At 71.5% G+C, this 12,251-nt stretch carries 17 protein-coding genes; 10 read left to right on the top strand and 7 right to left on the bottom strand.

Going from position 1 to position 12,251, the window contains the following annotated elements; genetic code table 11:
- Window positions 1-8: 8 nt before the first annotated feature.
- Genes VO99_RS01255 through VO99_RS29325 form a run of 3 tightly spaced genes read left to right on the top strand, consistent with a single transcriptional unit; the run spans window position 9 to window position 1,033 of the window.
- Window positions 9-239: a 4-oxalocrotonate tautomerase gene (locus VO99_RS01255; RefSeq protein WP_046110964.1), complete on the top strand. Its 231-nt coding sequence runs from the start codon at window positions 9-11 to the stop codon at window positions 237-239.
- Between the two features lie 24 nt (window positions 240-263).
- Window positions 264-521: a hypothetical protein gene (locus tag VO99_RS01250; protein WP_046110963.1), complete on the top strand. Its 258-nt coding sequence runs from the start codon at window positions 264-266 to the stop codon at window positions 519-521.
- Window positions 518-1,033, top strand: a complete 516-nt coding sequence (locus tag VO99_RS29325) for a putative toxin-antitoxin system toxin component, PIN family (RefSeq protein ID WP_198156832.1) — start codon at window positions 518-520, stop codon at window positions 1,031-1,033. Before VO99_RS01250 ends, VO99_RS29325 begins: the two co-directional genes overlap by 4 nt.
- Here the strand turns inward: VO99_RS29325 and lipA are convergent.
- Window positions 979-1,974 carry a lipoyl synthase gene (lipA, locus tag VO99_RS01240; protein WP_046110961.1) on the bottom strand — a complete coding sequence of 332 codons (996 nt, stop codon included), beginning with the start codon at window positions 1,972-1,974 and terminating at the stop codon, window positions 979-981. The two genes, VO99_RS29325 and lipA, sit on opposite strands and share 55 nt — an antisense overlap.
- The gene (gene lipB / locus VO99_RS01235) at window positions 1,971-2,639 is read right to left on the bottom strand and encodes a lipoyl(octanoyl) transferase LipB (protein ID WP_157039398.1); all 669 of its coding nucleotides are present in this window, start codon (window positions 2,637-2,639) and stop codon (window positions 1,971-1,973) included. Before lipB ends, lipA begins: the two co-directional genes overlap by 4 nt.
- A gap of 38 nt (window positions 2,640-2,677) precedes the next feature.
- Between lipB and VO99_RS01230 the strand changes: the two genes are divergently transcribed.
- A complete protein-coding gene (locus tag VO99_RS01230) occupies window positions 2,678-3,394 on the top strand; it encodes a tetratricopeptide repeat protein (RefSeq protein WP_052736019.1) in 717 nt (238 codons plus the stop codon).
- Here the strand turns inward: VO99_RS01230 and VO99_RS01225 are convergent.
- Genes VO99_RS01225 through VO99_RS01205 form a run of 5 tightly spaced genes read right to left on the bottom strand, consistent with a single transcriptional unit; the run spans window position 3,378 to window position 6,728 of the window.
- Window positions 3,378-3,653 (bottom strand): DUF493 family protein, encoded by a 276-nt coding sequence (locus tag VO99_RS01225; protein ID WP_046111213.1) that lies wholly within the window; start codon window positions 3,651-3,653, stop codon window positions 3,378-3,380. The two genes, VO99_RS01230 and VO99_RS01225, sit on opposite strands and share 17 nt — an antisense overlap.
- A 17-nt stretch (window positions 3,654-3,670) precedes the next feature.
- Entirely contained in the window at window positions 3,671-4,546 is an 876-nt protein-coding gene (locus VO99_RS01220) for a D-amino acid aminotransferase (protein ID WP_046110960.1), read from the bottom strand.
- Between the two features lie 32 nt (window positions 4,547-4,578).
- The gene (locus tag VO99_RS01215) at window positions 4,579-5,727 is read right to left on the bottom strand and encodes a D-alanyl-D-alanine carboxypeptidase family protein (RefSeq protein WP_046110959.1); all 1,149 of its coding nucleotides are present in this window, start codon (window positions 5,725-5,727) and stop codon (window positions 4,579-4,581) included.
- 40 nt (window positions 5,728-5,767) lie between these two features.
- Entirely contained in the window at window positions 5,768-6,385 is a 618-nt protein-coding gene (locus tag VO99_RS01210) for an alpha/beta hydrolase (RefSeq protein ID WP_046110958.1), read from the bottom strand.
- Between the two features lie 16 nt (window positions 6,386-6,401).
- A complete protein-coding gene (locus VO99_RS01205; protein WP_046110957.1) occupies window positions 6,402-6,728 on the bottom strand; it encodes a (2Fe-2S) ferredoxin domain-containing protein in 327 nt (108 codons plus the stop codon).
- A gap of 71 nt (window positions 6,729-6,799) precedes the next feature.
- Here VO99_RS01205 and VO99_RS01200 point away from each other — a divergent pair, with 71 nt between their 5' ends.
- The 6 genes from VO99_RS01200 to VO99_RS01175 all read left to right on the top strand — a co-directional run bounded on the left by VO99_RS01200 (window position 6,800) and on the right by VO99_RS01175 (window position 12,246).
- Window positions 6,800-7,975: an imelysin family protein gene (locus VO99_RS01200; RefSeq protein WP_046110956.1), complete on the top strand. Its 1,176-nt coding sequence runs from the start codon at window positions 6,800-6,802 to the stop codon at window positions 7,973-7,975.
- Window positions 7,972-9,411, top strand: a complete 1,440-nt coding sequence (locus VO99_RS01195) for a di-heme oxidoreductase family protein (protein ID WP_046110955.1) — start codon at window positions 7,972-7,974, stop codon at window positions 9,409-9,411. The genes VO99_RS01200 and VO99_RS01195 overlap by 4 nt, the downstream gene beginning before the upstream one ends.
- Before the next feature lie 77 nt (window positions 9,412-9,488).
- Window positions 9,489-10,466 carry an imelysin family protein gene (locus VO99_RS01190; RefSeq protein ID WP_083440295.1) on the top strand — a complete coding sequence of 326 codons (978 nt, stop codon included), beginning with the start codon at window positions 9,489-9,491 and terminating at the stop codon, window positions 10,464-10,466.
- Window positions 10,450-11,583 (top strand): DUF1513 domain-containing protein, encoded by a 1,134-nt coding sequence (locus VO99_RS01185; protein ID WP_052736018.1) that lies wholly within the window; start codon window positions 10,450-10,452, stop codon window positions 11,581-11,583. Before VO99_RS01190 ends, VO99_RS01185 begins: the two co-directional genes overlap by 17 nt.
- A 73-nt stretch (window positions 11,584-11,656) precedes the next feature.
- Window positions 11,657-11,863 carry a hemin uptake protein HemP gene (gene hemP, locus VO99_RS01180; protein WP_046110953.1) on the top strand — a complete coding sequence of 69 codons (207 nt, stop codon included), beginning with the start codon at window positions 11,657-11,659 and terminating at the stop codon, window positions 11,861-11,863.
- Between the two features lie 77 nt (window positions 11,864-11,940).
- Entirely contained in the window at window positions 11,941-12,246 is a 306-nt protein-coding gene (locus VO99_RS01175) for a hypothetical protein (protein ID WP_046110952.1), read from the top strand.
- Window positions 12,247-12,251: the final 5 nt, after the last annotated feature.

Here is a 12,251-nt window from a genome sequence, read left to right as displayed (position 1 = left end):
AGCACCCCATGCCCACCATCCGAGTCGAACTCTTCGAAGGCCGCACGCTGGACCAGAAGCGCGCCCTGGCGCAGGCCCTGACCGAAGCCACCGTGCGCAGCATCGGCGCCAGCCCCGAATCGGTGGACGTGGTGTTCACCGAAGTGGCCCGCCACAACTGGGCCACCGGCGGGCAGCTGTGGAGCGACAAGGCCGCCGGCGCCCCGCCCGCGCCGGAGGCGGCGCCGCTGGCGGATTGAGTGGCGTCGCCGTACGCTAGCGCGATGAGCACACGCGAACTCAAGCTCGACCTGCCCGAGCGCCTGGCCAAGGACGCCGAAGCCGCCGGCCTGTTGACGCCGAAGACGATGACGCGGCTGCTGAAGCAGGAAATGCGTCGGCAGGCTGCCCAACAGTTGCTGGCGGGCGCGGCACGCGCCACCGCGGGCGGCAGCCGCCCGCGATCGCTTCAGCAGGTGCAGGCAAAGGTCGATGCCGTACGCGACGCCAGCCGGCAAGACACACCCGGCGCGGGGCGGTGATCCGGGCCAGCGCATTACTGGACACTAACGTCGTCGTATCCGCCCTGCTGTGGCGGGGCCTGCCCGGCCGCCTCATCGAACTGGCCGGTGAGGGCGAGCTCAAGCTCTTCACCAGTGCCATATTGCTGAAGGAACTGGCAGCCACGCTGTCGAAGCCGAAACTGGCCAAGGCGGTCGCCGCCACCCGCCTGGATGCGAGCACGATGCTGCGCTTGTATGGCCGCATCGCCCACCGCGTACATCCCCTTGCGCTGCCCCGGCCGGTATCACGCGACTGGGACGATGACGCCGTGCTGACCTGCGCAGCAGCTAGCCGCGCGGACATGATCGTGACCGGTGACGACGACCTGCTGGTGCTCAAACGGCGACTGCCGGATCTTCAAGCCGCAGGAGGCGCTGCGCGCGCTGTTGTCGCCCGAGTAACCGCGGGGCCCGGAAGCGGGCCCCTGCCTCCGCCTCACGCCACCGCGTCCGCCACCCCGGCCGCGTGCGCCTGCTGGTCGGCGTGGTAGCTGCTGCGCACCATCGCACCCACGGCGGCGTGCGTAAAGCCCATCTTGTAGGCCTCGTCCTCGAACATCTTGAAGGTGTCGGGGTGCACATAGCGGCGCACCGGCAGGTGGTGGCCGCTGGGGGCCAGGTACTGGCCGATGGTCAGCATGTCGATGTCGTGCGCGCGCATGTCGCGCATCACCTGCAGGATCTCTTCGTCCGTCTCGCCCAGGCCGACCATGATGCCGCTCTTGGTCGGCACGTCGGGCGCGAATTCCTTGAAGCGCTTGAGCAGGTTCAGGCTGTACTGGTAGTCCGAGCCCGGGCGCGCTTCCTTGTACAGGCGGGGCGCGGTCTCCAGGTTGTGGTTCATCACGTCGGGCGGCGTGGCCTTCAGGATGTCCAGCGCGCGGTCCATGCGGCCGCGGAAGTCGGGCGTCAGGATCTCGATGCGGGTCTCGGGCGAGAGCTCGCGGGTGCGGGTGATGCACTCCACGAAGTGCGCCGCGCCGCCGTCGCGCAGGTCGTCGCGGTCCACGCTGGTGATGACCACGTACTTCAGCCGCAGCGCGGCGATGGTCTTGGCCAGGTTCAGCGGCTCGTCCGCGTCCAGCGGGTCGGGCCGGCCGTGGCCCACGTCGCAGAACGGGCAGCGGCGGGTGCACTTGTCGCCCATGATCATGAAGGTGGCCGTGCCCTTGCCGAAGCATTCGCCGATGTTGGGGCAGCTGGCTTCCTCGCACACCGTGTGCAGCTTGTGCTCGCGCAGGATCTGCTTGATCTCGTAGAAGCGCGTGGTGGGCGATCCGGCCTTGACGCGGATCCAGTCGGGCTTCTTCAGCACCTCGGCCGGCACGATCTTGATGGGGATGCGCGCCGTCTTGGCCTGGGCCTTTTGCTTGGCAGTGGGGTCGTAGGCGACGGGGGAGGCAGGTGCAGCGGCGGGCGTGGGCTGGGTCATGGGGTCAGTTGGGCCGCAAGGCGCGCTCCAAAGCGCGCGGCGGCCTCGCTCCAGTCGGTAGAGATGCCGAGTCTAGCGAGATCGATCGTCTGCAGCCCTGCGTAACCGCAAGGGTCGATGCCGAGGAAGGGTTGCAGGTCCATCGCCACGTTCAGCGCCACGCCGTGGTACGTGCGGTGCTGGCTCACCTTGATGCCCAGCGCGGCGATCTTGCCCAGCCCACGGAACGGGTCGCCGCCGGGCGCCGGACCGGTGAGCGCGGCATGGCCGAAGGGATCGGCCAGCTTGACGTAGATGCCCGGGGCGCCGGCCACGCGGTGGCCGGTGACGCCGTAGCCCTCCAGCGTCTTGAGCACCGCGTTTTCCAGCCGGTAGACGTATTCCTTGACGTAGATGCCGAGCCGGCGCAGGTCCACCAGCGGATAGGCCACCACCTGGCCGGGCCCGTGGTACGTGACTTGCCCGCCGCGGTTGGTGCGCACCACGGGAATGCCCTCGGGGCTGAGCACATGCTCGGCGCGGCCGGCAATGCCCTGGGTGTACACGGGGTCGTGCTCGCACAGCCACAGTTCATCGGGCGTGTCGGGCGTGCGCTGTTCGGTGAAAGCACGCATCGCCGCCTCGGTGGCGGCATAGTCGACACGGCCGAGGGTCTTGACGATCATCGTGCGCACCATTCCTTGGCAGTCATCGTGAGGTCAGCATGCAGGCTCGCTCCACTCTTCGCTTCGCCCTTGCCGCGGCCGCCTGGGCGCTGCTGGCGGCCGGCGCCCAGGCCGCCGAGCCCACGCCGGCGCAGAAGGAGGCGCTGCAGGCGCGGCTGGAAGACGCGGTGCGAGACCATGACCAGGGCCGGCTGGAGCAGGCCCGCGAGGCCTTCGAGGGCCTGGCCCGTGCCGGCGTGCCGGCCGCCGGCTACAACCTGGCGGTGATGCACCTCAAGCGCGAGCTGCCAGGCGCCAGCAACAGCGAGGCGCTGCGGCTGATGACCCGCGCTGCCGAGCAGGGCTTCGTCACCGCCACCTACGGCGTGGCGCGCCTGTACGAGACCGGCGATGCCGGCCGGCGCGACCTGGACGAGGCCGGCCGCTGGTACTTGCGGGCGGCGCAGCAGGGCAGCGTGGACGGGCAGGTGGAGATCGCCACCGCCTATTACCTGGGCCGCGGCGCGGCCAAGGACCTGCCGGCGGCCGCCCACTGGTACCGCGAGGCGGCCAAGGGCGGCGACGTGGGGGCGCAGTACATCATCGCGTCGATGTACGAATCGGGCGTGGGCGTGGCGCACGATCTGCGGCTGGCGCGCTACTGGTATGCGGCGGCGGCCCGTGGCGGCGACGAGGTGGCCCCGGCCAAGCTGCGCGAGATCGACGCGCGGCTGGGCACCGGGAGCGCCCCGGCGCCGCTCACAACACGACCTTGACCATCGGGTGCGTGGTCAGGGTGCGGTAGAGCTCGTCCAGCTGTTCGCGGCTGGTGGCCGTGACGGTGATGGTCACGCCCATGTACTTGCCGCCCTTGCTGGGGCGCAGCTCCACGGTGGCGGCATCGAAGGTGGGGTCGAAGTGCAGGGCCACCTGGGTGACCGCATGCACGAAGCCGTCCACGTTCTCGCCCATCACCTTGATGGGAAAGGCGCTGGGGTACTCGATCAGCGACTGTTCGGGCGGGATGTTCTGCATGGTGGCGGGTGCGGTCATCAGATCGACTGCAGCTTCTTGGCGTTCTGGTAGGCCTCGTAGAGGCGGGCGTAGACCGGCCCGGGCTTGCCGCGCAGCGCGCCATGGCCCACCTCGGCGCCGTCGATGCGGGTGACGGGCAGCACCTCCTTGGTGGCGGAGCTGAGCAGCACCTCGTCGGCGGCCAGCACGTCGGCCTCGGCGATGGGGCGCAGGTTGTAGGCGATGCCCATGTCCTCGCACAGCTCGCGCAGCAGCTCGTAGCGGATGCCTTCGAGCAGGTGCTCGCTCTTGGGCGGGCCCAGCAGCGCGCCTTCCTGCACCACCCAGACGTTGCTGCTGCTGGCCTCGGTCAGCCAGCCGTCGCGGAACAGGATGGTCTCGGTGGCGCCCTGGTCGGCCGACACCATGCGCGCCAGCACGCTGCCCAGCAGCGAGGTGCTCTTGATGTCGCCACGCTCCCAGCGGAAATCGCGCGCGGTGATGCAGGCCACGCCCTGGTGGCGCTGCTCGGCGCTGGCCTGCTTCAGCTCGTTGGTCATGACGAACACGGTGGGCACCGGATCGGCCGGCGGCACGTGGTCGCGCATCGCCACGCCGCGCGTGACCTGGATGTAGACCAGCTGCGTCCCGGCCGGGTGGTCGGCCACCAGCCGGCGCATCACCGACAGCCAGCGTGCCTCGTCCATCGGGTTGGGAATGCGCAGCTTGGCCAGGCTGCGGCCCAGGCGGGCGATGTGCTCGTCGAAGCGGAACAGCCGGCGGTCGTAGACCGGGATGGCCTCGTACACGCCGTCGCCGAAGATGAAGCCGCGGTCGAGCACCGACACCTTGGCGTCGCACAGGCGGGTGTACTCGCCGTTCAGGTAGCACGGGGTTTCGGGCAGCGCGATCATGCAATCCTCCGCGGCAACTTCAGGGCCTGACCTTACTTGATCCACAGGCGCAGCGCGTCCCATGCGCGGCCCAGCAGGCCGGCCTGGTCCACCGGCTCCAGCACCACCAGCGGCACCTCGGCCAGCGGCGCGCCGGCGGCGGTGCTCACCTTCAGCGTGCCCACGCGCTGGTTCTTGGTCAGCGGGGCCACCAGCGGGTCGGTGCGTTCCACCTTGGTCTGCAGCTTGTCGCCCTCGCCCTTGGGCAGGGTGACGTAGACGGCGCCGGCCGCGCCGAGCTTGGCCTCGCGCGTCGTGCCCTTCCAGACCTCCGGCGTGGCGATGGGCTTGCCTTCCTCGAACAGGCGTACCGCGTCCCAGGCGCTGTAGCCCCAGTTCAGCAGCTTCTGGCTCTCGGTGGCCCGCGCGTCGCGCGAGTTGGTGCCCATCACCACGCTGAGCAGGCGGCGCTTGCCGTTGGGCATGTCGCGCGCGGCGCTGGCCACCAGGCAGTAGCCGGCGGCATCGGTGTAGCCGGTCTTCATGCCGTCCACGCTGGGGTCGCGGCCCAGCAGCAGGTTGCGGTTGTCCTGCTTGATCTTGTTGTAGGTGTAGCTGCGCACCGAGTAGTACGGGTAGTACTCGGGGAAGTCGCGGATGACGTGCGAGGCCACCACCGCGATGTCGCGGGCGCTGGTGCGGTGGCCGGGCTCGGTCATGCCGGTCACGTTCTTGAAGCTGGTGTTCTTCAGGCCCCAGGCCTGGGCCTGGCGGTTCATCATGCCGACGAAGCTCTCCACCGAGCCGGCCACGCCTTCGGCCAGCGCCACCGAGGCGTCGTTGCCGGACTGGATGATCATGCCGCGCAGCAGCTCGTCGACCTTGGGCGTCATCGTGGTGTCGATGAACATCAGCGACGGGTCGCCCTTGCGCTCCTCCCAGGCGCGCTTGCTGACGTTGAGCGTCTGCTCCAGCGTCAGCTTCTTCTCGCGCAGCGCGGTGAACACCACGTAGGCGGTCATCAGCTTGGTGAGCGAGGCCGGGTCGGTGGCCACGTCGGCCTCGCGCTCGGCCAGCACCTGGTTGCTGGTCAGGTCCATCAGGATGTAGTGGCGCGCCGCGATCTCGGGCGCCTGCGGGGCCTGGGCCCAGGCGGAAACGGTGCCGGCAGCCACCAGCACGTAGGCAAACAGTTTTTTCATTCGGGAATCAAGACAGAGGAGGCGTCGACCGGTGGGGGCGTCAGGCGGCGGCGAGGTGCCGCGCCACCAGCGACTTGAGCAAGGGCAGTTGCCCGTGGAAAAAATGGCCGACTCCGGGCACCACCACCACCGGCAGCGCCTGCGGGCGCGCCCAGTCGAGCGTGGCCTGGAGCGGCACGACGTCGTCGGCCTCGCCATGGATGACGAGGGTGTCTTCAGGCACCTGTGCCACCGGGAAGTTCCGTGTGGCCGGGCCCACCAGCACCAGGCCGGCGGCCGGCGCCTCGGCGGCCAGGCGGGCCGCCGCCTGCGAGGCCACGTAGCCGCCGAACGAAAAGCCGGCCAGCCACAGCGGCAGCGCGGCGTCGCGGAAGGCGGCGATCACCGCCATCGCGTCGTCCACCTCGCCGCGGCCTTCGTCCCAGGCACCGGCCGATTCGCCGATGCCGCGGAAATTGAAGCGCACGGTGCGCAGGCCACGCTGCAGGCCGGCGCGCGCCACCGTCTGCACCACCTTGTTGTCCATGGTGCCGCCATGCAGCGGGTGCGGATGGCACACCACCATCACGCCGCGGGCGGCCTCGGCGGGTTCGTCGATCGCGCACTGCAGCGCACCGGCCGGGCCGGCAATGGGCTGTCGCAGGGTCTGGGAGTTCACGGTGCGGCGTGCCCGGTCAGCGGCCGACGCTGGGCGGCAGCACCAGGCGCTCGACCACCTGGCCGCCCTTGAGGTGCTGCTCGACGATCTCGTCGATGTCTTCCTCGTCGACGAAGGTGTACCAGGTGCCCTCGGGGTACACCACGGCCACCGGGCCACCGGCGCAGCGGTCCAGGCAGCCGGCCTTGTTCACCCGCACACCGCCCGGGCCGGCCAGGCCGGCGGCCTTGACCTTGGACTTGCAGCGGTCGAAGCCGGCTTGCGCCGCATGCTGCGCACAACTGTCTTCGCCGTTTTCCCGCTTGTTCAGGCAGAAGAAGATGTGGTGCTGGTAATAGTTCATGGTTTCGATTGTAGGCAGGGGCTTGTATCGGGCTCGAATGCAAATGCGAACCGTTCGCATAAGATTCGCCGATGAACAAGCGTCGCTTCCTTGCGCTGGCCGCCACGGCCGCAGTCCTTCCCTCGTGGCCCCTCACCCTGCTGGCGCAGGCCGCAACGCCCGCCAGCTTCGCCAGCGTGAGCAAGCACTATGCGGTGCTGGTGAGCGCCGCCTACGACGACACCCTGGCCGCGGCCCAGGCACTGCAGGCGGCGGTGGGTGCCTTCACCCGCCAGCCCACGGCCGAAAGCCTGGCCGCCGCGCGGCAGGCCTGGCTGGACGCCCGCGAGTGGTACGGGCAGACGGAGGCCTTCCGCTTCTACGGCGGCCCCATCGACGACGACAAGGGCCCGGAAGGCCGCATCAATGCCTGGCCGATGGACGAAAGCTTCGTCGACGGCACCCGCGACCGGCCCACTGCCGGCCTGATCAACGACCGCAAGGCGCCGATCACCAAGGCGCACCTGTCGAAGATGAACGAGCGCGGCGGCGAGGAGAACATCGCCACCGGCTGGCATGCCATCGAGTTCCTGCTGTGGGGCCAGGACTCCAGCGACAACGGCCCGGGCGACCGCAGCTTCGAGGACTTCGTCGACGGCAAGCGGCCGCAGGCCGACCGCCGCCGCCGCTACCTGACGGTGGTGACGGAGCTGCTGATCGACGACCTGCGCTTCCTGGCCACCGCCTGGAAGCCAGGCGTGCGGGGCAACTACCGGGCACGCTTCGAGGCCGGCGGCCAGGAATCGGTGCGCAAGATCATCGTGGGCCTGGGCTCGCTGTCGCGCGGCGAACTGGCCGGCGAGCGGCTGGAGGTGGCGCTGAACACGCAGGACCAGGAGGACGAGCACTCCTGCTTCTCCGACAACACGCATCGGGACGCGGTCAACAACGCGCTGGGCATCGAGAACGTGTGGCTGGGCCAGTACCGCCGGCGCGACGGCAGCACGGTGCAGGGCGCCTCGCTGCGCGAGCTGGTGCAGGCGCGCGACCCCGCGGTGGCCGAGCGCACCACGCGGCAGATCTCGCAATCGGTGGCCGCCGCGCGGGAGATCCGCGCGCCCTTCGACCAGGAGATCCTGGGCGACGACAACGCGCCCGGCCGCCGGCGCATCAAGACGGTGATCGACAGCCTGGTGCAGCAGTCCAAGGACCTGGTGGACGCGGCCTCGGCCATCGGCATCACGCAGCTCACGCTGGTGAACCCGTGACCCCACGCCGCCTGACCGCGGCGGCCGCGGCGCTGGCCGCCGCGGTGCTGCTGCTGGGCGCGGCCGGCATGGCGGTGTCGGCCGACGAATCCGCCCTCACCGCCGGCGCCGCCACGGTGCATGCCACCGGGCGCAATGCCTTCAGCTTTCCGGCCGCCAACCTGGGCGACGAGGAGCGCACGCGCTTCGTCATCGGCAACTCGTTCTTCCGCCGCAACTGGGTCGAGGCGCCTGCGTCCACCCAGGCGCGCGACGGCCTGGGGCCGCACTTCATCGCACGCTCCTGCGGCGGCTGCCATGTGCAGGACGGCCGCGGTGCGCCGCCGGACTTCCGCCAGGGGCTGAGCACCGAGCAGCCGGTGTCGCTGCTGATACGGCTGTCGGTACCCGGCGTGGGCGAGCATGGCGCGCCCCATCCGCACCCGGTGTATGGCGACCAGCTCAACAACGCCGCCATCCGCGGCGTGAAGCCGGAAGGCCAGGTCCGCATCCGCCAGACGGTGGTGCGCGGCCGCTTTGCCGACGGCACGCCGTACGAGCTGCTGAAGCCGCACTACCGCATCGACCAACTGGCCTACGGGCCGCTGGGCGACGACGTGATGCTGAGCCCGCGGATCGCGCCGCAGGTCATCGGCATGGGGCTGCTGGAGGCCATTCCGGAGGCCGAGATCCGCGCCAATGCGCAGCAGCAGGCCGCCACGCCAGGCCCGATCAAGGGCCGGCCCAACGAGGTGTGGGACGCCTTCGCGCAGCGCACGATGCTGGGCCGCTTCGGCTGGAAGGCCAACGTGGCCACCGTGGCCCACCAGACGGCCGGCGCCTTCATCGGCGACATGGGCATCACCTCCACCGTGTTCCCTACCGAGGCCTGCAGCACCACGCAGTCCGACTGCAGCGCGGCCCCGCACGGCGGCAACGGCGACGGCATCGAGATCGACGACGAGACGCTGGCGCAGGTGGTGTTCTACACCGCCACCCTGGCACCGCCGGCGCGCCGGCAGGCCGCCGATGCGCAGGTGCTGCGCGGCGGCCGGCTGTTCGAGTCGCTGCAGTGCGCCGCCTGCCACCGGCCCAGCTACACCACCGGCGACGCGGCGCTGGCCGAGCGCTTTCCGCGCCTGTCCAGCCCGGCGCTCAAGGGCCTGGTGATCAAGCCCTACACCGACCTGCTGCTGCACGACATGGGCCCCGAGCTGGCCGACGGCCGGCCCGACTACCTGGCCAGCGGCAGCCAGTGGCGCACGCCGCCGCTGTGGGGCATCGGCCTCATCCAGGACGTCAACGGCCACATGCGGCTGCTGCACGACGGCCGCGCCCGCGGCGTGCTGGAAGCGGTGCTGTGGCACGGCGGCGAGGCCCAGGCCAGCCGCGACGGCGTGCTGAAGTTGAACAAGCAGGACCGGGAAGCGCTGGTCAAGTTCGTGGAGTCGTTGTGAAGCCCTTGTTCCTGTCCGCCGCCCTGGCCGCGGCGTTGTGCCTGGCGACCGCGGGGCCCGCCGCGGCGCAGCCCCCCATGCAGCCCGATGTCGCGGTGCCCTTCTACACGCCGGTGCAGGCGCTGGAGGCGCTGTACCGGCTGCACTACCAGCCGCAGTCGCAGGCCTTTGCGCAGGCCTCGGCGGCGCTGGGCCCGGCGCTGGCAGCCGGCTGCACCGCCGGCGGCACGCTGGACGAGGCCCGCGCCCGCTGGCGGGAGGCGCTGTTGGCCTGGGAACGCCTGGCCGCGGTGCAGGTGGGGCCGCTGGTGGAGCGCCGCTCGCTGCGGCGACTGGACTTCCAGCCGGCGCGGCCGGAGCTGATCGCCCGCGCGGTGAAGGCGGCCCCGGCCGACGCCGCCGGCATGGCCCGCGTGGGCACGCCGGCCAAGGGCCTGCCCGCGCTGGAATACCTGCTGTGGACGAAGCCGGCCGCGCCAGGCAGCGCCGAATGCCGCTTCGCCCAGGCGGTGGCTACCGACCTGCAGGCCGAGGCCGCCGCGATCGCGGCCGACTTCCAGGCGCTGGCCGCACGCGAGTTCGATGACGAAGGCGAGGCCGCGTCGAACGCCTTCGGCGAATTTATCAACCAGTGGCTGGGCGGCATCGAGCGGCTGCGCTGGGCGGACATCGACAAGCCGATCCAGTCCGCCGACGGCCGCCCGCCGGCCTACCCGCGCCTGGCCTCGGACAGCACCGCCGCCGCCTGGCAGGCGCGCTGGCAATCGCTGCGTCAGCTCACCGCCGGCCCGGCCCGGCCGCTGGGCGAAGGCCTGGTGCCGGTGGAGGCCTACCTGCGCGGCCGCGGCCAGAACCCGCTGGCCGATGCGCTGGCCGCCCAGGTGGCTGCCACCACGCAGGCCTTCGAGCGCCTGGGCGGTGCCGGCGCGCCCGCCAGGCCAGAGGCCGCCCAGGCGGCAGCGCGGGCCCTGGGCACGCTCAAGTCATTGATCGAGAAGCAGGTGGCGCCGGCGCTGGAAGTGGCGCTGGGCTTCACCGATGCCGATGGCGACTGAGCGCAGCGCCGGCCTGCCGCGGCGCCGCCTGCTGCAAGCCGGCCTGGCCGCTGCCACGGCGGCCGGCCTGCCCCGGCTGGCCGTGGCCGCCCAGGGCCCGTCCGGCCGCGTGTTCGCCGCCTGGGACCTGGCCGACGGCCGCCACCAGATCGGCTGCCTGCGCCTGCCGACCAGCGACGGCGCCGCCTGCCAGGTGATCGGCCTGCTGGACGTGCCCACCCGCGCCCATGGCCTGCTGCCGCTGCCCGATGGCGGCGTGCTGGTGGCCGCCCGGCGGCCGGGTGAATGGCTGCTGCGCTGGCATCCGGCGCAGCCGCAGGCCGCGCAATGGCACTGGATCGACGGCGACCGCGCCTTCAGCGGCCATGTGCAGCCCTGGGGCGGCCATCTGTACACCACGGAGGCCGACCTGGAGACCGGCGACGGCCTGCTGGTGCGCCGGGACGCGCGCACGCTGGAGCGGCTGGCCGAGTGGCCCACCGGCGGCGTGGACAACCATGCGCTGCTGCCCGACGGCCGCGGCGGCCTGTTCGTGGCCAACGGCGGGGTGGCCACCCGGCCCGAAACCGGCCGGCTGAAGCTCGACCTGGCCGGCATGGACTCGTCCATCGTGCGCATCGACGCAGCCAGCGGCGCCATCACCCACCAATGGCGGCTGGCCGACCGCCGCCTGAGCCTGCGCCACCTGGCCTGGCGCGGCGACGACCTGGGCATCGCGCTGCAGGCCCAGCACGACGACGCCGACAGCCAGCAGCAGGCACCGGTGCTGGCGCTGCTGCGCGGCGCCCGCGGCACACCGGCCGCCGCCACGCTGGTGGCGCTGTCCACGCCGCAGCCGCTGGGCGGATATGGCGGCGACATCTGCGCCACGCCGGCCGGCTGGTTCGTCAGCTGCCCGCGGGTGGACACGGTGGCCGGCTGGTCGGCCGGGGGCCGCTGGCAGGGCGTGCAGTCGCATACGCAGGCCTATGCGCTGGTGGCTGCGGGCAACACGCCCTGGGTGGCCGGGCCCGGCGGCTGGCGCGCGCTGGACGGTGGAGCGTTGGCCCTGCACCCGTGGCAGGCCGCGCGGGAGCCGGACAACCATGCCGCGTGGTCCGGCACCGTGGCCACCTGAAGCCGGACGGTAAAAAACCGCAACCACCGCATAGCCTCTTTAAATGCGAACGATTCGCGTTTATAGTGGACTCATGCAACACCACCTGACCCCGGTTCCTACGCCCTTCCGTGCCGACACCGGGTCGGCCGCCCACCACCTGGCGCCCCAGTCGCCGCCGCCCCGCACGCTCACCAGCCGCACGCTGCTGGATGGCGCGAACGAGGTGCAGATCGAGCACTACGGCGCCGTCTACCGCCTGCGCCTGACGGCGCTGGGCAAGCTCATCCTCACCAAGTAAGCCGGCGGCGGGCAGCGCCCCGCCTGCCATTCCATTGCAAGGGCTGGCCGCCGCGCGCCCGAACGACGCCGCTGTCCATGTCCGCCCATCCTTCCCATGCCGACGACGACCTGGCCGTCCTGGCTTCGTCTCCCCTGTGCCAGGTCAGCGCCTGTCCCGGCTGCGGCGTGGTGCACCTGCACCTGCCGTCCATGACCCTGCGCTTCGAGCCCGCCGCCTTCCACGAAGTGGCGCGGCTGGTGGCGCAGGCGTCCCTTGCGCTGGAAGGCAGCCGCACCGATACCGCCGTGCCGGCCCCGATGGGCGCCGTGCATCCACCGGCGGCGCCCGAAAGCCTGGAGTCCGCGCCGGCCGCCGCCCCGCCCCGCCGCCGCTGGCACTGAGCGCC

Source organism: Aquincola tertiaricarbonis, from assembly GCF_000969605.1.
Lineage (GTDB): Bacteria > Pseudomonadota > Gammaproteobacteria > Burkholderiales > Burkholderiaceae_C > Aquincola > Aquincola tertiaricarbonis.
The sequence above is the reverse complement of the archived record's forward strand: the minus strand, read 5'-3'. Positions and strand labels throughout refer to the sequence as shown.